This is a genomic window from Streptomyces sp. NPDC058665 (genome assembly GCF_042714995.1).
Taxonomy (GTDB): domain Bacteria; phylum Actinomycetota; class Actinomycetes; order Streptomycetales; family Streptomycetaceae; genus Streptomyces.
This window is the reverse complement of the sequence record NZ_JBHXRX010000013.1, coordinates 85,447-106,477: the sequence shown is the minus strand read 5'-3', so window position 1 is coordinate 106,477 and position 21,031 is coordinate 85,447. Positions and strand designations below refer to the sequence as shown.

The following is a 21,031-nucleotide window of genomic DNA, read 5'->3' as shown; positions in this document are numbered from 1 at the left end:
CTGACGTCCGTTGCTACTCAGGAGAGTTGACCCGACTTGTCGGGTTCGTCGCACATGTCTCCGGGTAACTCCCCTGGGTGATCTGCCGCGTACGCATAGTCCGTTCGGGCCATTCAAGATTGGGCCCGAAGGGGGTGTTGTGCTGTGTCCGCCTTCCGTAACGTCCTCAACTGGCAGCGGTGAATATGCCGCTTCCGCCGTGGGGGAGCCTCGATTCGGGAGAGGACGGCGCCGGGATGGGCTGGGTAACCGACTGGAGTGCGCAAGCAGCATGCCGCACTACCGATCCGGATGAATTGTTCGTACAGGGCGCAGCGCAGAACAGGGCCAAGGCGGTGTGCACCGGATGCCCGGTGCGGACGGAGTGCCTGGCCGACGCGCTGGACAACCGCGTCGAATTCGGCGTGTGGGGCGGAATGACCGAGCGGGAGCGGCGCGCATTGCTGCGCAGACGCCCCACTGTCACCTCATGGCGACGGCTGCTCGAAACCGCACGCACCGAGTACGAGCGCAGCGCGGGCATTCTGCCCGCCGGCCTTGAGGACGACGACGAGACGTACGGCTCGCGCCACTACGCCGACGTCATCGACGACACGTGGGCGGCGGTGGGGTAGGCCGCCGTACGGCAGGCAAGCGCGGAGCACGCCCTGGCGGGGGCCCCACACCCGTCGGTCACGCGGCCCCGGTCGCCGTGCTCCCGCCCGCGAGGCGTTCACCGATGGTCCGGAGCCCGGCGAGGTCGTGCACGTCGCCGGGCAGCGCCGCCACTTCGGCCACCGGCACCTCCGGGTGGAGCGCGGTGAAGCGGTCGCGGGTGCGCTGCTCACGCTTGAGCACCTGCATACGCTCGGCGTGCAGGCGCAGCAGACCGGCCGTCAGCTGATTCACCGACGGCGGTTCGGGTGTCGCTGATTCTGGTGCCTGGTGCGGGAGTTCGGGTGCCTGAGGGGCGGGGCCCTGCGATGTCTGTGGGTCCTGCAATGCGTGTGGGTCCTGCGGTGCCAGGGCGGCTTCGGGAGAGGAGCCCGCGGGGGCGGCGGCCTCACGCACACCATTCTTCCCGCCGGCCTGATCCACAATGCGGCCCTCTTCAAGATTTTCCGCGGCGGCCCGCGCCCGCTCGGCCGACAGCCGCGCGGCGCCGCTGCCGTGCACCCGGTTGAGGACCAGACCCGCGAGCGGCATCCCCTCGGCGGCCAGCCGCTCCACGAAGTACGCCGCCTCGCGCAGCGCGTCCCGCTCCGGCGCAGCGACCACCAGGAACGCCGTGCCGGGCGCCTGGAGCAGCCGGTACGTCGCGTCCGCGCGGGTACGGAAACCGCCGAACATCGTGTCCATCGCGGCCACGAACGTCTGTACGTCACGCAGGAATTGGCCGCCGAGCAGCTTCCCGAGGGTGCCGGTCATCATCGACATCCCGACGTTCAGGAACTTCATCCCGGCCCGGCCGCCCATCTTCGCCGGTGCCATCAGCAGCCGGATGAACTTCCCGTCCAGGAACGAACCCAGCCGCTTCGGCGCGTCCAGGAAGTCGAGCGCGGAGCGCGACGGCGGGGTGTCGACGACGATCAGGTCCCACTCGTCGCGGGCCCGCAGCTGCCCCAGCTTCTCCATCGCCATGTACTCCTGCGTGCCCGCGAAACCGGCCGACAGGGACTGGTAGAAGGGGTTCTCCAGGATGGCGCGGGCCCGGTCCTGGTCCGCGTGCGCCTCGACGATCTCGTCGAAGGTGCGCTTCATGTCGAGCATCATCGCGTGCAGTTCGCCGGCGCCCTCGATGCCCTTGACCTGCCGGGGGGTGTTGTCGAGCGAGTCGATGCCCATGGACTGGGCGAGCCTGCGGGCCGGGTCGATGGTCAACACGACCACCTTGCGGCCACGCTCCGCCGCCCGTACGCCGAGAGCCGCCGCCGTCGTCGTCTTGCCGACGCCGCCGGAGCCGCAGCACACGATGATCCGCGTCTCGGGGTCGTCGAGCAGCGGATCGACTTCAAGCGGGGCAGCCGCCGGGTCCAGAGTCATCAGGCCTCCCCAAGATTCCGTAGCTCCCCCGCCAGGCGGTACAGACCGGCGAGGTCCATGCCCTCGCCGATCAGGGGGAGTTCGTACGTAGGCAGCCCGAGCTTCGCGAGGAGGGCGCGCTGCTCGCGCTCAAGCTCCACGCGCTGGGCGTGCTCGGAGGCCTGCTCCAGGAGTGGTCCCACGAGCTTCGTGGGCGCGCTCACCCCGGCCGCCGCGAGCGCCTTGGTGACCTCCTTACGACGGTCACCCGCGACGCCGTTGACGGCCTCCTCGTCGAGGACGTGCGGGCGCACCATGTTCACGATCACCTTGCCGACGGGCAGTTCGGCGCCGCGCAGCTCGCCGATGCCGTCGGCGGTCTCCTGGACCGGCATCTCCTCAAGAAGGGTCACCAGATGCACGGCCGTCCCGGGCGACTTGAGCACCCGCATGACGGCCTGCGCCTGGTTGTATATCGGCCCTATCTTCGCGAGCCCGGCCACCTCGTCGTTCACGTTCAGGAAGCGGGTGATGCGGCCGGTGGGCGGCGCGTCCATCACCACGTAGTCGTAACTGAACCGGCCCTGCTTGTCGCGGCGGCGAACGGCCTCGCACGCCTTGCCGGTCAGCAGGACGTCCCGGACGCCCGGCGCGATGGTGGTGGCGAAGTCGATGGCGCCGATCTTCTTCAGGGCGCGGCCCGCGCTGCCGAGCTTGTAGAACATCTGGAGGTAGTCGAGAAGCGCCCGCTCGGCGTCTATGGCCAGCGCGTACACCTCGCCGCCGCCCGGGGCGACGGCGATCTTCCGTTCCTCGTAAGGAAGCGCCTCCGTTTCGAAGAGCTGTGCGATGCCCTGTCTGCCCTCGACCTCCACAAGGAGGGTGCGCTTGCCCTCCGTCGCGAGGGCGAGCGCGAGGGCCGCGGCGACCGTGGTCTTACCGGTCCCGCCCTTGCCGCTGACGACCTGGAACCTGCTCACACATTCGAGCCTAACCAGTCGGGCACCGGGCTACGCACGTGGTCGTCCGGAGGCTCCGTACGAGAACCTCGTCGGGCTCCGTACGAGGTCGTGGCACGGTGCCGATACAGTCGGGCCCATGACGAAGTGGGAATACGCGACGGTGCCTCTTCTCGTGCACGCGACGAAGCAGATTCTGGACACCTGGGGCGAGGACGGCTGGGAACTGGTCCAGGTCGTTCCGGGGCCGAACAACCCCGAGCAGCTGGTGGCCTATCTGAAGCGAGAGAAGTCCGCGTGAGCGGCGAGGCCGAGGCGGCCCTCGCTGAACTGGGGCTGACCGTTCCGCAGGTCGTACCGCCTCTGGCGGCGTATCAGCCGGCCGTACGGACGGGGGCGTACGTCTACACGGCGGGGCAGCTCCCGATGGTGGACGGTGAGCTTCCGCTGACCGGCAAGGTCGGCGCCGAGGTGACGCCGGAGGAGGCCAAGGACCTCGCCCGGGTCTGCGCGCTGAACGCGCTGGCCGCCGTGAAGTCCGTCATCGGCGACCTGGACCGCGTGGAGCGTGTCGTGAAGGTCGTCGGGTTCGTCGCCTCCGCCCCGGACTTCACGGGCCAGCCGGCTGTCCTCAACGGGGCGAGCGAGCTGTTCGGGAAGGTCTTCGGGGACAAGGGCGTGCACGCGCGCAGCGCGGTGGGCGTCGCCGTCCTACCGCTGGACGCCCCCGTCGAGATCGAGATCCAGGTGGAAGTGGCCGCGGACTGAGCGGTCGACGCGGCTGACGCGTCCGCGCGTCCGCGCGGCCGGGCCGGCCGTGCCAGCCGTGCCGGTCCTCGCCGGCCGGCTGTCGTCGCGGCCCTCCCGGGGTCCCCGGACCCCGGGAAAGGGGCTCTCGAACATCGCCCGGGAAGCCCGTAGCATCCCGGCATGCCCAATGGTCAGTGGTTCCCGCCCGAGTGGTCCGGCCGCATCCGCGCGCTCGCCCAGGGTGAGCTCAGCGTCGCTCCCGCACGGCGGGCCGCGACGGTGATGCTGCTGCGCGACGCCGTCGACGGATCCCCGGGACCCTCCGTACATATGCTGCGCCGCAGCACCTCCATGGCCTTCGCCGGAGGTGCCTACGCGTATCCGGGCGGCGGCGTCGACCCGCGCGACGACGACCGGCTCGTCCGCTGGGCGGGGCCGGGGCGCGACGTGTGGGCCCGGCTGCTCGGCGTGGACGCCGCGTCCGCGCAGGCCGTCGTCTGCGCGGCGGTGCGCGAGACGTACGAGGAGGCCGGGGTCCTGCTCGCGGGAGAGACGGCCGGGACCGTCGTCGGTGACACCACGGGGGACGACTGGGAGGCCGACCGGGCCGCTCTCGTCGACCGTGAGCTGTCCTTCGCGGAGTTCCTGGACCGGCGCGGTCTGACGCTGCGCAGCGACCTGCTGGCGGCCTGGACCCGGTGGATCACCCCGGAGTTCGAGCCCAAGCGGTACGACACCTGGTTCTTCGTGGCCGCGCTGCCGGCCGGGCAGCGTACACGCAACGCTTCTACGGAGGCCGACCACACGGTGTGGATCCGGCCCGCCGACGCGGCACTCGGATACGACAAGGGCGAACTGCTGATGATGCCCCCCACCGTGGCGACCCTGCGCGAACTACAGATGTACGGCTCCGCGGCCGAGGCCCTCGCAGCCGCCGTGGGGAGGGACCTCGCGCCCGTGCTGGCCAGACCGAGGGTGGAGGGTGACGAGGTGGTGCTCAGCTGGCCGGGCCAGGACGAGTTCACCAAGCGCGTGCCGCTGGCGGGTGGGGACCGATGACGGACGCGACGGCCCTGCCGGGACAGCCGCGCGGTGGCGTCCTGTCGGGCGCGGCGACGGCCCGCGCGGTCAACGTGCTCGCGCCCAACGCGTCCGCGATGACCCTCGACGGCACGAACACCTGGATTATCTCCGAGCCCGACTCCGCGCTCGCGGTCGTGATCGATCCCGGCCCGCTCGACGAGACGCATCTGCGGACGGTCGTCGCCACGGCCGAGGAGGCCGGCAAGCGCGTCGCCCTGACCCTCCTCACCCACGGCCACCCGGACCACGCGGAGGGCGCGGCGCGCTTCGCCGAGCTGACGCGTACGCCCGTACGGGCCCTGGACCCGGCCCTGCGCCTCGGCGACGAGGGGCTGGCGGCCGGTGACGTCGTCACCGAGGGCGGTCTTGAGCTGCGCGTCGTGGCGACCCCCGGGCACACCTCCGACTCACTCTGCTTCCATCTGCCCGCCGACCGCGCGGTGCTGACGGGCGACACGATCCTCGGGCGCGGCACGACGATGGTGGCCCACCCGGACGGCAGGCTCGGCGACTACGTCGACTCACTGCGGCGGCTGCGCTCGCTGACGGTCGACGACGGCGTCCATACGGTGCTGCCGGGCCACGGCCCCGTACTGGAGGACGCGCAGGGCGCGGTCGAGTACTACCTCGCGCACCGCGCGAGCCGCCTCGCACAGGTCGAGACGGCGGTGGAGGACGGGTACCGCTCGCCGGCGGAGATCGTGGCGCATGTGTACGGAGGCAGCGGCGTGGACCGGTCCCTGTGGCCGGCGGCTGAGCTGTCGGTGCGGGCGCAGCTGGAGTACCTGCGCGAGCACGGGCTGATCACGGGGCTGTAGGGCGCCTGGGGGCGTAGGGCAGCCCTGTGGGAGGGTCCGCGGGGGCATGCGGAAGGCCGCCCGGCTCGGGGGAGCGGGGCGGCCTTGCCGATGCGGTGCTGGCTTCCGCGCGTCGCGCGTGCGTGGCGTGTGTGCGTGGCGTGTGTGCGTCGCGTGTGTGCGTCCGGGTCAGCGCGAGCGCTTCGCGAGGCGTTCGACGTCCAGCAGGATCACCGCGCGGGCCTCCAGCCTCAGCCAGCCGCGCTGGGCGAAGTCCGCGAGCGCCTTGTTGACCGTCTCGCGGGACGCGCCGACCAGCTGGGCCAGCTCCTCCTGCGTCAGGTCGTGCACGACGTGGATGCCTTCCTCCGACTGCACGCCGAAGCGGCGCGACAGGTCGAGGAGCGCACGGGCGACCCGGCCCGGTACGTCGGAGAAGACCAGGTCGGACATCTGGTCGTTCGTCTTGCGCAGGCGCCTGGCGACGGCGCGCAGCAACGCGGTGGCCACCTCGGGGCGGGCGTTCAGCCAGGGCTGGAGGTCGCCGTGGCCCAGGCCGAGGAGCTTGACCTCGGTGAGGGCGCTGGCGGTGGCGGTGCGCGGCCCCGGGTCGAAGAGCGACAGCTCGCCGATCAGTTCGCCGGGGCCGAGGACGGCCAGCATGTTCTCCCGGCCGTCGGGGGACGTGCGGTGCAGTTTGACCTTGCCCTCGGTGACCACGTAAAGGCGGTCGCCGGGGTCGCCTTCGTGGAACAGCGCGTCGCCACGGGCGAGCGTCGTCTCACTCATCGAGGCGCGGAGCTCCGCGGCCTGCTCGTCGTCGAGCGCCGCGAAGAGCGGGGCGCGTCGTAGAACGTCGTCCACGAAATCTCTCCTTGTCGACCTGCTCAGGGACCATCGATCCCATGATGCCGGACGTGCTGCGTGTTCACGGGCGGCTCGGGCCGGAGGCGACTCTGTCTCCGTACCGGTCACCCGTTGTCGAAAACGTGCGATCAGTCACAAGTTTGACGCACCGCGCGCCAGGACCGTGCCCCGGGGCCCGATTCGGGTGGTGATCGGCCGGGGACCGGGGCGGATGTCAGTGCAGGGCTCTAGGCTGGCCGGGTGTCCAACTCGCCGGTGAGAGGGCAGGCCAAGGGAGCTGGAAGAGTGTCACCGAAGCAGAATTCCGCTGTGGGCGAACAGGCCGCCGCGAAGTCAAAAAAAACCACAAAAGCCGCAAAAAGTACGAGCGCGGAATCCGCGAGCGCCGAATCCACGGCCAAGGCCCCGAGCGCCAAGCGGCCGAAGAGCGCCAAGCCGGAGTCGCACCTGGCGATGGTCCGCCGGGCCCGCCGGATAAACCGCGAGCTGGCGGACGTCTATCCGTACGCCCACCCGGAGCTGGACTTCCGCAACCCCTTCGAGCTGCTCGTCGCCACGGTCCTGTCGGCCCAGACGACGGACCTGCGCGTCAACCAGACGACCCCCGGGCTCTTCGCGAAGTACCCGACCCCGGAGGACGTGGCCGCCGCCGTGCCCGAGGAGCTGGAGGAGGTCATCCGCCCCACCGGGTTCTTCCGCGCCAAGACGAGGTCGCTCATAGGGCTTTCGACGGCGCTGCGTGACCGTTACGACGGTGAGGTGCCCGGCACGCTCAAGGACCTCGTGAGTCTGCCCGGCGTCGGCCGCAAGACCGCCAACGTGGTGTTGGGCAACGCTTTCGGTGTCCCCGGCCTCACTGTCGACACCCACTTCGGTCGGCTCGTGCGCCGCTGGAAGTGGACCGGCCAGGAGGACCCGGAGAAGGTCGAGACGGAGATCGCCGCGATCTTCCCCAAGAGCGAGTGGACGATGCTCTCGCACCGGATCATCTTCCACGGACGCCGGGTCTGCCACTCCCGTAAACCCGCCTGCGGCGCCTGCGCGATCGCCCATCTCTGCCCCTCCTACGGAGAGGGCGAGACGGACCCGGAGAAGGCGAAGAAGCTGCTCAAGTACGAGATGGGCGGCTATCCGGGACAGCGGCTCTCCCCGCCGCCGGACTATCCGGGCAAGCCCGCGCCCCCGCTCGGCACCCCCGCCGGGGCCGAATGATCGCCCGCGCGGTGAGCGCACGGCGGGCCGGAGCCGTATCACCGGACAGACCGGCACGGCGGGGGCGCCGGCGGGCCGGCGGGCGGGAGAGGAAGGGCTGCGGCGTATGCGGGCTGGAACGATCCGGGAGACGGCGGGCGTTGTACGTCGGGGGTGCCGATGACACGGGCTGACACGCATGAAGCAAGGACCGCACAGGCCGCACGGGCCTCACAGGCCTCACGTACGACCGCCCGCGCGGCGGACACGGCGCGTACAACGCAGACCGCCCGCACAACGCAGACCGCACGCGCCGCACCCGTCGCGCGTGACGCACGAATCCATGAAAAGGCCGCACGAATCCACGACGAAGCCGTGACCGACATCCCCGTCACCACCGAAGGCCTGCCCGCGTGGCTGGCCCCGGTGGTGCACGCCATGCGCACCGTGGCGCCGGAAGAGCTGAGCCGTTTCCTCCCGCCCGAGAACGGCGTCGGCAGGCAGTCCGCCGTGCTCATCCTCTTCGGCGAGGGCGAGCGCGGCCCCGAGCTGCTGCTGATGGAGCGCGCCAGCACCCTGCGCTCGCACGCCGGACAGGCCTCCTTCCCCGGCGGCGCCCTCGACCCCGAGGACGGCGATCCGGCGACGACCGGACCGCTGCGCGCCGCGCTGCGGGAGGCCGAGGAGGAGACCGGTCTCGACCCGGCCGGGGTCCAGCTCTTCGGCGTGCTGCCGAAGCTCTACATCCCGGTGAGCGAGTTCGTGGTGACCCCGGTCCTCGGCTGGTGGCACACCCCCAGCCCGGTCGGCGCCGTCGATCTCGCCGAGACCGCGCGGGTCTTCGCCGTCCCCGTGGCGGATCTCACGGACCCGGCCAACCGCGTCATCGCCACGCACCCGAGCGGCGTCCACAGCCCCGCGTTCACGGTCGCCTCCGCGCTTGTGTGGGGCTTCACGGCCGGAGTGATCGACCGCATTCTGCACTTCTCGGGCTGGGAGCGCCCGTGGGACCGCTCCAAGGAGGTCCCGCTCGACGGGCGGTCATGACACGCTTGCCCAATCGCTGTGCCGGCCCGGTTCCACGGGTTCGGCACAGCGATTCCGCCGCAGGTCCGTCCCCCCGTCCGACGGGGCGACGGGAGACGAATCCGCGAGGCTAGCGAGGCTATTGACAGTGAACGTGCTGGACATCCTGCTGCTGCTCGCGGCCGTGTGGTTCGCGATCGTCGGCTACCGCCAGGGCTTCGTCGTCGGCATCCTGTCGGTGATCGGATTCCTCGGCGGCGGTCTCGTCGCGGTCTACCTGCTCCCCGTGCTCTGGGACCAGATCACGGAGGAGGCCGAGGTCACGACGACGGCCACGGTCGTCGCCGTCGTCGTCGTGATCGTGTGCGCCTCCGTGGGACAGGCCTTCACCACCCACCTCGGCAACAAGCTCCGCCGCTACATCACCTGGTCACCGGCGCGCGCCGTGGACGCCACGGGCGGCGCGCTGGTCAATGTCGTCGCCATGCTGCTGGTCGCCTGGCTGATCGGCTCCGCCCTGGCCGGCACCTCGCTGCCGACGCTCGGCAAGGAGGTCCGTAACTCCAAGGTGCTGCTCGGCGTTTCGCGGGTGATGCCGGACCAGACGGCGACCTGGTTCACGGGCTTCTCCTCCGTCCTCGCTGAGAAAGGCTTCCCGCAGGTCTTCAGCCCCTTCGCCAACGAGCCGATCACCGCGGTCGACCCGCCGGACCCGGCGCTCGTCGGCAGCCCCGTCGCCGCCCGCGCGCAGCGCTCCATCGTCAAGGTGGTCGGTACGGCGCAGAGCTGCGGCAAGGTCCTCGAAGGCACCGGCTTCGTCTTCGCCGAGCGCCGCGTCATGACCAACGCGCACGTGGTGGGCGGCGTGGACGAACCCACCGTCCAGATAGGCGGCGAAGGCCGGCTGTACGACGCGAAGGTCGTCCTCTACGACTGGCAGCGCGACATCGCCGTCCTGGACGTGCCCGACCTGCGCGCCCCCGTGCTCAGGTTCGCCGACAAGGACGCCCGCACCGGCGACAGCGCGATCGTCGCCGGCTTCCCGGAGAACGGGGCGTACGACGTGCGCTCGGCCCGGGTCCGGGGCCGTATCGACGCCAACGGGCCGGACATCTACCGGCGCGGAGAAGTACGGCGCGACGTGTACTCGCTCTTCGCGACGGTCCGCCAGGGCAACTCCGGCGGCCCGCTGCTCACCACCGACGGCCGGGTGTACGGCGTGATCTTCGCCCGCTCGCTGGACGACCCGGACACCGGCTACGCGCTGACGGCCGACGAGATCCGCGAGGACATCGAGCTGGGCCGCACGGCCAACCAGCAGGTCGACAGCCAGGGCTGCGCGCTCTAGGTCCGATCCGCCGGACAGGGCCTGGACCGAGGACGGCCACGCGCTCCGGACCGAGGACGGGCCGGGCCAGGAATTCCTGGCCCGGCCCGGCACTGTCCTCCGTTGTCCCCGCGATCAATACTTCCGGGTCATTCCGGTCTTCGCTCCGGTCTTCGTTCCGGTGTTCCCTGGAGCCTCCTGCTCGCGCCCACCGCTCCGTGCCTAGCCGCGCTGATGGCGCAGCCGTGCCGAGACCCAACGGGCCCTTCGGCGGAGAATAAGTGGAATACCGAGTCGGAGATCATGCCCCTGATCTTCCGGGCCGCCCCTCTCATGGGTGATCGGCACAGAGGCCGAGCGGCGGTTGCGTGCTGCGTCACCGAAGTCGTGCGTCCAGCCCATACACGGACGTTTGCCCGGGGCCCATGGTCGGTAATCGCCCAGGCGTCGGCCAATTGGCCTATGCGCCAGGCAATTGGCTGTTCGTCGTACAAACGTTCTCGGGGTCACCCGACGACCGTCCCGACACGGCGCTGATCAGCGGTCGGGCTCCGGATCCTGGAGCCAGTTGATGAGCTCCGTGGAGAAGGCCACGGGGTCTTCCTCCTGCGGAAAATGGCCAAGACCGTCGAACAGCCGCCAGCGGTAAGGCGCTTCGACGTACTCGGCGGACCCGGCCGTACTGCGCGTACGCATGGCCGGATCGAGCGACCCGTGCAGCTGGAGGGTCGGCACCCGCACCGGACGCTTCATCCGCCGGTTGAACTGGATCCCGTCCGGCCGCGCCATCGACCGCACCATCCAGCGGTACGGCTCGATCGAGCAGTGCGCCGTCGACGGGATGGTCATCGCCCGCCGGTAGATGTCGACCGTCTTGTCGTCGGGCGGCTGCGGCCCCGACCAGCCGCGGATCAGCTCGCCCACCAACGCCCCCTCGCGGGCCACGAGCTGACGCTCGGGCAGCCACGGCCGCTGGAATCCCCAGATGTACGAGCCGGCCCTGCTCTGCGAGAAGTCCGACAGCATCGCCGAGCGCCAGCGGCGCGGGTGCGGCATCGACGACACCACGAGCCGACGCACCAGCTTCGGCCGCATCACGGCGGCGGTCCAGGCGAGATACCCGCCCAGGTCGTGCCCGACGAGCGCGGCGTCCGGCTCGCCGAGCGAGCGGATCACGCCGGTGATGTCGAGCGCCAGATTCGCGGGGTCGTAACCCCGGGGCGTACGGTCGCTGCCGCCCACGCCCCGCAGGTCCATCGCGACGGCCCGGTATCCGGCCTCCGCGAGCGCCGGCAGTTGGTGCCGCCAGGTCCACCAGAACTGCGGGAAGCCGTGCAGCAGCAGCACCAGCGGCCCGTCGCCCATCTCGGCGATATGGAAGCGGGCTCCGTTGGCGGCCACGTCCCGGTGCGTCCAGGGACCGTCGAGGCGCACATCCGCCGCGACCGTCGCGGGAAGGCTGCCGGGGGCGGAGGCGGGGCCGTTTTCGGGGGCGGTCATGCAGACGAGCGTGCCACAGTCTTGCCCGTCTCATGGACCGGGCGGGGATGCGGCTTGACCGTCTGGAGGACGGCGGCCGTCTCCTTGGCGGACGCGATGCTCTTCTCCGGCGGCTTGACCCGCTTGAACTTCCGCAGCGCGATCAGCGCCAGCAGCCCCGCGATGAGCAGAAACGCTCCTCCCACGATCAGGAACGACCAGGCGAGCCCGAGGCCCCAGTTGTGGATCCCGTACGCGGCGGCAAAGCTCAGCACCGGCAGCGAGAAAAGTGCGAACACCGCCGCGATGCCGATCGCGGCGCCGCCCGTCGCGCCCCGCTTGACGTCCTGCCGCAGCTCGGCCTTGGCCAGCGCGATCTCGTCGTGCACCAGCGCGGACATCTCGGCCGTGGCCGATGAGACCAACTGCCCGAGGCTGCGGTCCCCGTTGACCTGGACGGCTGGAACGCCGTCGGCAGCGGCAGTGGTGACGGCGGCATGGCTGCCGGGGTCGCTCATCGTTGACTCCCTCGTTTCGGCTGCGCTCTCGCAGATCTGGGGTGATTCAGGCTCCGCGCCCTCAGATCATGCCGGATGTCAGATCATGCCGGACCCGCGCCGTCATCGCGCGCCGCTGCGGCGTGTTCGGCCAACCGGCGGTGCTCCGCCGCCTTCCCCTCGTAGATGGCGGCCATGCGCAGGTGGTACTCCGGGTCGTCCTGCTCGTAGACGTCGGGAATGAGGTTCATGTCCGCGTCCTGTTCCTCGGCCTCCGACAGCGCCCGGTATCTGCGCACCCGCAGTCGCAGCAGTACGGAGGCGAGTACGGCGGCGATCACCGAACCCGTCAGGACGGCCGCCTTCACCTCGTCCGTCAGCCCCGGGTCGTCGGTGAAGGCGAGCTCGCCGATGAGCAGCGAGACCGTGAAGCCGATCCCCGCGAGCGTCGCCACGGCCAGGATGTCCGGCCAGGCCAGGTCCTCGTTCAGGGTCGCCCGGGTGAAGCGCGCGGCCAGCCAGGTGCCGCCGAAGATCCCGAGCGCCTTGCCGACGACGAGCCCCAGGACCACACCCAGCGTCTCCGGCCGGGTGAAGACGTCGCCCAGTACGCCGCCGCCGATCGAGACGCCCGCCGAGAAGAGCGCGAACAGCGGCACGGCGACACCGGCCGACAACGGGCGGACGAGGTGTTCGATGTGCTCGCCGGGGGACTGTTCCTCGCCCTCGTGCCTCGCGCAGCGGAGCATCAAGCCCATCGCGACGCCCGCGACGGTGGCGTGGACGCCGCTGTTGTACATCAGGGCCCAGATGACGAGGGCCAGCGGGACGTACACGTACCAGCCGCGCACGCCCTTTCTCAGGAGGAACCAGAAGACGGCGAGACCGGCGAAGGCGCCGAGCAGCGCGAGGACGTCGATGTCGCTGGTGAAGAAGATCGCGATGATCAGGATCGCGAAGAGGTCGTCCACGACGGCGAGGGTGAGCAGGAAGGCGCGCAGCGCGGACGGCAGCGAGGTGCCGAGGACGGCCAGGACGGCGAGCGCGAAGGCGATGTCGGTGGCCGTGGGAACGGCCCAGCCATCCATGGATCCGCCGCCCGCCGCGTTGACCAGCACATAGACCAGCGCGGGCATGGCCATGCCGCAGAGCGCCGCTATCACGGGAAGGGCGGCGGCTCTCGGGTCGCGCAGCTCTCCGGCTACCAGTTCGCGCTTCAGTTCGATGCCGGCGACAAAGAAGAAGATCGCGAGCAGTCCGTCGGCGGCCCAGTGCCGGATCGAGAGGTCCAGGCCGAGCGAGGACGGGCCCAGATGAAAGTCGCCGACGGTCTCGTAGCTGTCGCTGATGGGGGTGTTGGCCCAGATCAGCGCGGTGACGGCGGCGACGAGGAGCAGTACACCGCCAACCGTCTCGGTCCGCAGGGCGCTCGCGAGATACGTCCGCTCGGGGAGCGGAAGGCGGCTGAGGAAGGTGCGCGGGGTGGCCACGAAGGGGTCTCCGGTCGGTTCGGCGGGCATGACAAATAACCTGCCGACCAGACTTCCCGGCGCACCATTGATTCCTTATTACATTGTTGACGCGCCGACCACTTTACAAAGAGGAGCCCCCGGCACAGCATGTCGGGGGTCCCTCTCCGTAGGCCCTGCTCGGTGGGCCTCTCCGCTCCGCCGGTCTGGCCGCCGGATCAGTCCTCGCTGGCCGCGCTCGGAAGCTGCGTCTGGATCAGCTCCATCACCGAGGAGTCGGTGAGCGTCGTGACGTCACCGAGCTGACGGTCCTCGGCGACATCGCGCAGCAGCCGTCGCATGATCTTGCCCGACCGGGTCTTGGGCAGCTCGGCCACGGGCAGGATGCGCTTCGGCTTGGCGATCGGCCCCAGCACCGTACTGACATGGTTGCGCAGCTCGGCCACCAGACCGTCGTCCACCGACGCCGTGCCCCGCAGGATGACGAAGGCGACGATCGCCTGACCGGTCGTCTCGTCCGTGGCACCGACGACGGCCGCCTCGGCGATCTTCGGGTGCGAGACGAGCGCCGACTCGACCTCGGTGGTGGAAATATTGTGGCCGGACACCAGCATCACGTCGTCGACCCGGCCCAGCAGCCAGAGATCGCCGTCGTCGTCCTTCTTGGCGCCGTCGCCCGCGAAGTACTTGCCCTCGAAACGCGACCAGTAGGTGTCGATGAACCGCTGGTCGTCGCCCCAGATGGTGCGGAGCATCGACGGCCACGGCTCGGTGAGGACGAGATATCCGCCGCCGCCGTCCGGCACCTCGTTGCCGTCGTCGTCCACGACGGTCGCCGAGATACCGGGGAGCGCGCGCTGCGCGGAGCCCGGCTTGGCGGCGGTGACGCCGGGCAGCGGGGAGATCATCATGCCGCCGGTCTCGGTCTGCCACCAGGTGTCCACGACCGGGGTCTTGCCGGCGCCGATGTTCTGCCGGTACCAGATCCAGGCCTCGGGGTTGATCGGCTCACCGACCGAGCCCAGGACGCGCAGCGACGACAGATCGAACTTGGCGGGGATGTCGTCACCCCACTTCATGAACGTGCGGATCGCGGTCGGCGCCGTGTAGAGGATCGTCACGCCGTACTTCTGGACGATCTCCCAGAAGCGCCCCTGGTGCGGGGTGTCGGGCGTGCCCTCGTACATGACCTGCGTCGCGCCGTTGGCCAGCGGCCCGTACACGATGTACGAGTGGCCGGTCACCCAGCCGACATCGGCCGTGCACCAGTAGACGTCCGTCTCCGGCTTGAGGTCGAAGACCGCGTGGTGCGTGTACGCCACCTGGGTGAGATAGCCGCCCGAGGTGTGCAGGATGCCCTTGGGCTTACCCGTTGTACCGGACGTGTACAGGATGAAGAGCGGGTGCTCGGCCTCGAACGCCTCCGGCGTGTGCTCGGGTGACTGGCGGTCGACGATGTCGTGCCACCACACGTCGCGGCCCTCGCTGAAGGCGGTGTCCTGGCCGGTGCGGCGTACCACCAGGACATGCTCGACCTGCGGACAGCGGGCCACGGCGTCGTCGATCGCGGGCTTGAGCGCGCTCGGCTTGCCGCGCCGGTAGCCGCCGTCGGAGGTGATGACGAGCTTGGCGTCGGCGTCCTGGATACGGGAGGCGACGGCGTCGGCCGAGAAACCGCCGAAGACCACGGAGTGCGCGGCACCGATACGGGCGCAGGCCAGCATCGCGACGGCCGTCTCGGGAATCATCGGCATGTAGATGGCGACGCGGTCGCCCTTGGTCACGCCGAGCTCGGTGAGCGCGTTCGCGGCCCGCGAGACCTCGTCCTTGAGGTCGGCGTAGGTGAGGGAGCGGCTGTCGCCGGGCTCGCCCTCGAAGTGGATGGCGACCCGGTCGCCGTTGCCCGCCTCGACGTGGCGGTCCACGCAGTTGTACGCGACGTTGAGCTCGCCGTCCGCGAACCATTTCGCGAAGGGCGGGTTCGACCAGTCGAGGGTCTCGGTCGGTTCGGTGGCCCAGGTGAGCCGCCGCGCCTGCTCGGCCCAGAAGCCAAGCCTGTCCGCCGCGGCCTGCTCATACGCCTCAGCTGTCACGTTGGCGTTGGCGGCCAGTTCCGCCGGTGGCGCGAACCTCCGCTCTTCCTTGAGCAGGTTGGCCAGGCTTTCGTTGCTCACGACATCTCCCTTTCCCAGGGCGTCCTATGTGTCCCCGGGCCTAGCTCATCAGGCAGATGCCCGGGTGACAAGGGTCTTCAGAAAATTGGTTTAGACCTATGTGGCCGGACTGGCGAGTGGGCGCAGGAGTGAGTGGCCCCGTTCCCCGGCTGTGGTGGGGAACGGGGCCACACATTCTCACGGATGCCGGAGCGGGCAGGTTCAGGCGCGCGACTTCTCGAACGCCGTCGGGGCCACCCGCTTGAACACCTCGTCGGTCCTGTCGGCGTAGCCGTCCGGCTCTCCGTCGGACGCGAGCAGATACGCCTGCGCCTCACCGACATGGAAGTACATGCCGTGCAGTTGGAGCCTGCCCTCGGCGAGGCCCCGGGCCACCGCTGTATGAGCGCGCAGATGCTCCAGCTGCTGGACGACATTGGTGAGACAGAGCTGTTCGACCACATCGGCGGGCAGCCGCCCGGAGATCCTGGCCCACGCGTGATCGTGGCTCCTCATCCGCTCCAGACTCGGCCGGCCGTGCCGCAGCCAGCGGGTGAGGGGGGAGGAGGACGGGACGGGGCGCGTTCCGTCGGCGATGTGCCGGGGCTCGTTGTCGGGTGTGTCGAGGAGGGCCTGCATCGCGGCGCATCCCGAGTGCCCGCAGACGGTGATCGATTGGACTCCGAGGACATCGACCGCGTACTCGATCGCCGCCGCCACCGAGTCGTCCTGCCCTTGCGCACCCTCCTTCCCGGGGAGGGGCACCAGATTGCCGACATTGCGGACCGTGAACAGATCGCCGGGGCCGCTCGCGGTGATCATGCTCGTCACCAGACGTGAGTCGGCGCAGGTGAGGAAAAGCTGGGAGGGCTGCTGGCCCTCGCGCGCCAGCCGCGCCAACTCGCCGCGTACGAGCGGAGCCGTATTGCGCTGGAACGAGCTGAGCCCACTGGCGAGTTGCCCGCCCCGGGACTGGCCCGACACCTGTACGTGATCGGTCTTCCGCCCCCGAGCCGGCGGGGGAAGCTCGACCGGGTCGCCGCAGTGGTGATTACGCCACGGTGTCCACGGCCGGCAGCAACTGCTCGACTGCGACACCGGCTCGGCGGGCTCGGCGATCCGGGCGCCCGATCTGCCCGTGAACTCGACCGTGCCGCCCTGCGACAGATGCGCGACCTGCCAGTCGTGCAGCGCCTCGTACGCCGCGTGATCCATGAACGACCCGTCCAACTCGACCACGCAGTCGCTCCCCTGCGGCACCTGGTGCAGCAGCCGGCTGAGCCGGGGAACGGCCAGGAACGTCAACTGGCCGCGCGCGTGCAGCCGGTGGACGCCGCCCTGCTCGTCCATGGTGATCCGCGTGCGGGTGAGCCGGTGCAGGGCGACGCCGACCGCCAGGGCGACGCCGATGGCCACCCCCTCCAGGACACCGGTGAACACCACACCGGCCAACGTCCCCGCGTAGACGAGCAGTTCGCGATTGCGCCGCACGCTGCGCATGTGCGTGATGTTGACCATCTGCACGCCGATGACCATGACCAGCGCGGCGAGCGCGGCCAGCGGGATCAGGTCGAGCACGGACACGAGGAAGAGCGCGGCGACGGCGATCCACAGCCCGTGCAGCATCGTCGAGTGCCGGCTGATCCCGCCCGCGGCCACGTTGGCGGCGCTGCGCACGGCGACGCCCGTGACCGGCAGTCCGCCGAGGGCGCCGGAGACGACGTTCGCCGCGCCCTGCCCGGTCAGTTCCCGGTCGAGCCGGGCGCGCGGGATCTGGATGTCCGGCTCCTTGCGCGCGGCCACCAGCTTGTCGACGGCGACCGCCGACAGCAGTGACTCGACGCTGGCGACCAGAGTGACGGTGAGGACGGCGGCGAGCAGTCCCAGCGCCGGCCCCTGCGGCAGCTCGGGCAGCGCGTGGCTGCTCCAGGAGGGCAGATCGACCCGGTCGAGGCTCAGCCCTGCGAGGACGGCCGCGGCGGTCGCCGCCGCCACCGCCGCGAGGGCCGCCGGCACCTTCCGGGCGGTCCGCCCCGTACGCCCGGGGATACGAGGCCAGGCGAGCAGGACGGCCACGGTCAGCGCGCTCACGGAGACCGCGCCCGGATGCAGATTCGCCAACTGGGAGGGCAATCCCTGGACGTTGGCGACGGCGGAGCTCTGCGGGGTGCCGCCGAGGACGATGTGCAACTGCGCGAGCGCGATGGTGACGCCGATGCCGGCCAGCATGCCGTGGACGATCGCCGGGCTCACCGCGAGCGCCGAGCGGGCGACGCGCAGGGCGGACAGGCCGAGTTGGGCGAAGCCCGCGAGAACGGTGATGGCGCAGGTGGTGCGCCAGCCGTACTGATGGATCAAGTCGGCGGTGACGACGGTCAGTCCTGCCGCCGGACCGCTGACCTGGAGTGGCGCGCCGCCGAAGCGGCCGACGACGAGACCGCCGACGGCCGCGGCGACGAGACCGGCCTGGAGGGGAGCGCCGGTGGCGAGCGCGATGCCGAGGGAGAGCGGAAGTGCGATCAGGAAGACCGAGATGGAGGCGGAGAAGTCCGCCCCGGCGATGCGGAATCCCCGCCGTCGTCCGGGCGGTGGAGTGTCGGCGTTCTGTTTGTGCGGACGGTGGGGCTGGTCTTCACGGGTGGGGACGCAGGCGGACATGGTTCCCGTCTCCTCCGGGGCAGCGCGGTCGCGGGATATGTGGGGACGCGGCCGTGGGTCACGGCGTGCATAGGCGGGATCATCAACAATCAGTAAATGGATCGTAATGGAGAGTAAAGATTGAGGCATGACTTTCCGGGCAAATGGGGCAGACATTCACCCCTGGGAGTGATTAGTCATTTTGTCCGGCTTGTCATACCGGATCCCCTCGGGTCCCAGTGCGACGTTGTCGGCGCTCGGCGCCGTGCTCGGCGTTTCGGCGCTTCAACGCACAGAATCTGAGGGAAGAGGTGGGCGGATGCTGGCCGCCAGAAAGAGGATCGCCTGCGGTGCGGCTGTGACGGCGCTGGCCGTGGGGCTCGCCGGATGCTCCGGGTCCGGCTCCTCGGAGACGAAGTCCGAGACCAAGTCCGGGACGAAGGCCGAGGGGGGCGCCCTCGGAGCGAAGAAGGGGCCGCCCAAGAGCGCGGTGCGGCTCATCGGCGACGGCTCGACCGCGTACACCGGCGCCCAGCCCGGCGTCCTCAAGCCGGAGCGTCTGAAGCCCGGTCAGAAGCCGCCCCAGTTCGTGGTGTTCTCCTGGGACGGCGCCGGCGAGGACAGCCAGAAGCTCTTCTCCCACTTCCGCGAGGTGGGCAAGAAGTACGACGCGAAGATGACGTACTTCCTCAGCGGTGTCTATCTGCTGCCGAAGGACAAGTCCGAGCGGTACAGCCCCCCGCAGCACGCGGCCGGCCGCTCGGACATCGGCTTCAACGACGCCGCGGGCATCAAGAACACACTGCGCGAACTGCGCGGCGCCTGGCAGGACGGCAACGAGATCGGCACCCACTTCAACGGGCACTTCTGCGGCGCGAACGGCGGTGTCGGCACCTGGTCCGTCGAGGAGTGGAAGAGCGAGATCAGCCAGGCCAAGGCCTTCGTGAAGAACTGGAAGACCAACAGCGGCCTGACGAACGAGGCCCCGCTCCCCTTCGACTACGAGAAGGAACTCGTCGGCGCCCGCACGCCCTGCCTGGAAGGGCAGAAGAACATGATGCGGGCGGCGCGGACGATGGGCTTCCGCTACGACTCCAGCGGTATCGGCAACCAGGTCTGGCCGAAGAAGGCCGAGGGGATGTGGGACATCCCGCTCCAGCTCGTCCCGGTGCCCGGCCGGAAGTTCGAGACGCTCTCGATGGACTACAACTTCATGTTCAACCAGTCGAAGACGGTCAACGGCGACCCGTCCAAGCACGAGTACTGGGGCAACCAGATGCGTGACGGTCTGCTCCAGGCCTTCGGCCGCGCTTACGACGGCAACCGCGCGCCGCTGATCATCGGCAACCACTTCGAGTCGTGGAACGGCGGCACGTACATGCGCGCCGTCGAGGAGACGATCAAGACCGTCTGTGTGAAGGACGGCGTGCGGTGCGTGAGTTTCAAGGAACTCGTGGACTGGCTGGAGGCGCAGGACCCGGAGACGCTCGACAGGCTGCGGGAGCTGGGCGTCGGCCAGAAGCCGGCGACGGGCTGGCAGTCGTATCTGACGGCGCCCAAGGCGCCTGCCTCACCGCTGGCGGCGCCGGACTCGGGGGCCGAAGGGGATCCGGGCGCCGGGCGGTGAGTTGAGCGCGCGTCAGTCGCGAGGGGTGTGAGCGGTGGGTGGGGTGGGTGCGGTGCGGCAGATCTGTCTGCCGCACCGCACCCACCGCCGCGATCAGCTCGGCTGCGGGACCGCCGTCTCCTCGCGGAGCACGAACGCCGGGTCGACCTGTGCGGCCAGGTCCGCGCCCGTCTTGGCATTGCCCCAGCTCTCCGCGTTCTTCAGGTGGAAGTGCACCATCTGCCGCGTGTAGCGCTCCCAGTCGCGGTAGGCGTACGAGTCCTCCGCCGCGTCCTCCAGCATCTGGAGCGCCACGCGGTTCTCCGCCTCCAGCAGTTCGAAGGGGGCCGGGCGGCCCTTCTCCATGGAGCGCACCCAGTCCGAGTGCCCGACCGTGACGAGCAGGTCGTCGCCCACCTCGTCCTGGAGGAAGTCCACGTCGTCCTGGGCCTGGACCTTGTTGCCGACGACGTTCAGCGCGATGCCGAAGTCCCGTGCGTACTCCTTGTACTGGCGGTAGACGGACACGCCCTTACGCGTCGGTTCGACCACCAGGAACGTCATGTCGAACCGGGTGAACAACCCGGACGCGAACGAGTCCGAGCCCGCCGTCATGTCGACCACGACGTACTCGTCAGGACCGTCGACGAGGTGGTTCAGGCAGAGCTCGACCGCGCCGACCTTGGAGTGGTAGCAGGCCACCCCCAGATCGGACTCCGTGAAGGATCCCGTCGCCATCAGCTGGACGTCGCCGTCGTCCAGCCGGACGGTGCGGGCGCAGGCGTCGTACACCGGGTTGGACTCGCGGACCCGCAGAAGCCGCGAGCCCTCGCCGGGGGGTGTCGTCTTGATCATCGAGTCGGCGGAGGTGATCCGCTGGTTGGTGCCCCGCAGATACTCCTTGATGAGCGGCAGATGCGCGCCCATCGCCGGCAGCGCGGCGGTCTGGGCCTCGTCGAGACCGAGCGCGGCCCCGAGATGCTGGTTGATGTCGGCGTCCACCGCGATGACGGGGGCCTCGTTGGCGGTCAGATGGCGGATGAAGAGCGAGGCCAGCGTCGTCTTGCCGCTGCCGCCCTTTCCCACGAAAGCGATCTTCATGTTCACCTACCGTAGCGGTCATATCGCTGTGTGCTGTCACATCGGGTGAGGAAGACCACTCCAACGTGGGGCGTGCGCTACGGGCGCG

General features: G+C 70.1%; 19 protein-coding genes. 9 read left to right on the top strand and 10 right to left on the bottom strand.

The features are described from left to right. Positions 1-236 precede the first annotated feature (236 nt). Positions 237-614: a WhiB family transcriptional regulator gene (locus ACFWV8_RS11130; RefSeq protein WP_329383894.1), complete on the top strand. Its 378-nt coding sequence runs from the start codon at positions 237-239 to the stop codon at positions 612-614. Between the two features lie 58 nt (positions 615-672). Here the strand turns inward: ACFWV8_RS11130 and ACFWV8_RS11125 are convergent, their stop codons facing one another. Further along, positions 673-2,022 carry an ArsA-related P-loop ATPase gene (locus ACFWV8_RS11125; protein ID WP_384199786.1) on the bottom strand — a complete coding sequence of 450 codons (1,350 nt, stop codon included), beginning with the start codon at positions 2,020-2,022 and terminating at the stop codon, positions 673-675. Continuing rightward, positions 2,022-2,981, bottom strand: a complete 960-nt coding sequence (locus ACFWV8_RS11120; RefSeq protein ID WP_384199784.1) for an ArsA family ATPase — start codon at positions 2,979-2,981, stop codon at positions 2,022-2,024. Before ACFWV8_RS11120 ends, ACFWV8_RS11125 begins: the two co-directional genes overlap by 1 nt. A gap of 118 nt (positions 2,982-3,099) precedes the next feature. Here ACFWV8_RS11120 and ACFWV8_RS11115 point away from each other — a divergent pair, with 118 nt between their 5' ends. From ACFWV8_RS11115 to ACFWV8_RS11100, 4 genes are all read left to right on the top strand, one after another. After that, positions 3,100-3,261, top strand: a complete 162-nt coding sequence (locus ACFWV8_RS11115) for a DUF4177 domain-containing protein (protein ID WP_075033571.1) — start codon at positions 3,100-3,102, stop codon at positions 3,259-3,261. Continuing rightward, the gene (locus ACFWV8_RS11110; RefSeq protein WP_384199781.1) at positions 3,258-3,728 is read left to right on the top strand and encodes a RidA family protein; all 471 of its coding nucleotides are present in this window, start codon (positions 3,258-3,260) and stop codon (positions 3,726-3,728) included. Before ACFWV8_RS11115 ends, ACFWV8_RS11110 begins: the two co-directional genes overlap by 4 nt. Positions 3,729-3,890: 162 nt before the next feature. Next, entirely contained in the window at positions 3,891-4,769 is an 879-nt protein-coding gene (locus ACFWV8_RS11105; protein WP_384199779.1) for an NUDIX hydrolase, read from the top strand. After that, the gene (locus tag ACFWV8_RS11100; RefSeq protein WP_384199777.1) at positions 4,766-5,611 is read left to right on the top strand and encodes an MBL fold metallo-hydrolase; all 846 of its coding nucleotides are present in this window, start codon (positions 4,766-4,768) and stop codon (positions 5,609-5,611) included. Before ACFWV8_RS11105 ends, ACFWV8_RS11100 begins: the two co-directional genes overlap by 4 nt. A 168-nt stretch (positions 5,612-5,779) precedes the next feature. On the opposite strand, the gene ACFWV8_RS11095 is transcribed toward ACFWV8_RS11100, so the two are convergent. Beyond that, entirely contained in the window at positions 5,780-6,454 is a 675-nt protein-coding gene (locus tag ACFWV8_RS11095) for a Crp/Fnr family transcriptional regulator (RefSeq protein ID WP_023539685.1), read from the bottom strand. Positions 6,455-6,766: 312 nt separating this feature from the next. On the opposite strand from ACFWV8_RS11095, the gene nth reads away from it, so the two are divergent. The 3 genes from nth (at position 6,767) to ACFWV8_RS11080 (ending at position 10,022) form a co-directional block, all read left to right on the top strand. Then, the gene (gene nth / locus ACFWV8_RS11090; RefSeq protein ID WP_384199775.1) at positions 6,767-7,669 is read left to right on the top strand and encodes an endonuclease III; all 903 of its coding nucleotides are present in this window, start codon (positions 6,767-6,769) and stop codon (positions 7,667-7,669) included. Between the two features lie 417 nt (positions 7,670-8,086). Beyond that, positions 8,087-8,695, top strand: coding sequence for an NUDIX hydrolase (locus ACFWV8_RS11085; protein ID WP_384199856.1), 609 nt, complete (start codon positions 8,087-8,089; stop codon positions 8,693-8,695). A gap of 127 nt (positions 8,696-8,822) precedes the next feature. After that, complete coding sequence (locus ACFWV8_RS11080; protein ID WP_384199773.1) at positions 8,823-10,022, top strand: MarP family serine protease; 1,200 nt, start codon at positions 8,823-8,825, stop codon at positions 10,020-10,022. Between the two features lie 201 nt (positions 10,023-10,223). Here the strand turns inward: ACFWV8_RS11080 and ACFWV8_RS11075 are convergent, their stop codons facing one another. The 6 genes from ACFWV8_RS11075 to ACFWV8_RS11050 form a co-directional block, all read right to left on the bottom strand. Then, the gene (locus tag ACFWV8_RS11075) at positions 10,224-10,403 is read right to left on the bottom strand and encodes a hypothetical protein (RefSeq protein ID WP_229700978.1); all 180 of its coding nucleotides are present in this window, start codon (positions 10,401-10,403) and stop codon (positions 10,224-10,226) included. Between the two features lie 135 nt (positions 10,404-10,538). Beyond that, positions 10,539-11,501, bottom strand: coding sequence for an alpha/beta fold hydrolase (locus ACFWV8_RS11070; RefSeq protein WP_384199771.1), 963 nt, complete (start codon positions 11,499-11,501; stop codon positions 10,539-10,541). Next, positions 11,498-11,998, bottom strand: coding sequence for a phage holin family protein (locus ACFWV8_RS11065; RefSeq protein ID WP_384199769.1), 501 nt, complete (start codon positions 11,996-11,998; stop codon positions 11,498-11,500). The genes ACFWV8_RS11070 and ACFWV8_RS11065 overlap by 4 nt, the downstream gene beginning before the upstream one ends. Positions 11,999-12,081: 83 nt before the next feature. Further along, complete coding sequence (gene nhaA / locus ACFWV8_RS11060) at positions 12,082-13,497, bottom strand: Na+/H+ antiporter NhaA (protein ID WP_384199767.1); 1,416 nt, start codon at positions 13,495-13,497, stop codon at positions 12,082-12,084. 167 nt (positions 13,498-13,664) lie between these two features. Next, positions 13,665-15,620, bottom strand: coding sequence for an acetate--CoA ligase (gene acs / locus ACFWV8_RS11055; protein WP_384199765.1), 1,956 nt, complete (start codon positions 15,618-15,620; stop codon positions 13,665-13,667). A gap of 201 nt (positions 15,621-15,821) precedes the next feature. Next, on the bottom strand, positions 15,822-18,257 hold the full coding sequence (locus tag ACFWV8_RS11050; protein WP_384199763.1) for a SulP family inorganic anion transporter: 2,436 nt from the start codon (positions 18,255-18,257) through the stop codon (positions 15,822-15,824). A 298-nt stretch (positions 18,258-18,555) separates the two neighbouring features. Between ACFWV8_RS11050 and ACFWV8_RS11045 the strand changes: the two genes are divergently transcribed. Continuing rightward, positions 18,556-19,863 carry a hypothetical protein gene (locus ACFWV8_RS11045; protein WP_384199761.1) on the top strand — a complete coding sequence of 436 codons (1,308 nt, stop codon included), beginning with the start codon at positions 18,556-18,558 and terminating at the stop codon, positions 19,861-19,863. Positions 19,864-19,956: 93 nt separating this feature from the next. Here the strand turns inward: ACFWV8_RS11045 and ACFWV8_RS11040 are convergent, their stop codons facing one another. Further along, positions 19,957-20,943: an ATP-binding protein gene (locus ACFWV8_RS11040; RefSeq protein ID WP_384199758.1), complete on the bottom strand. Its 987-nt coding sequence runs from the start codon at positions 20,941-20,943 to the stop codon at positions 19,957-19,959. Positions 20,944-21,031 lie beyond the last annotated feature (88 nt).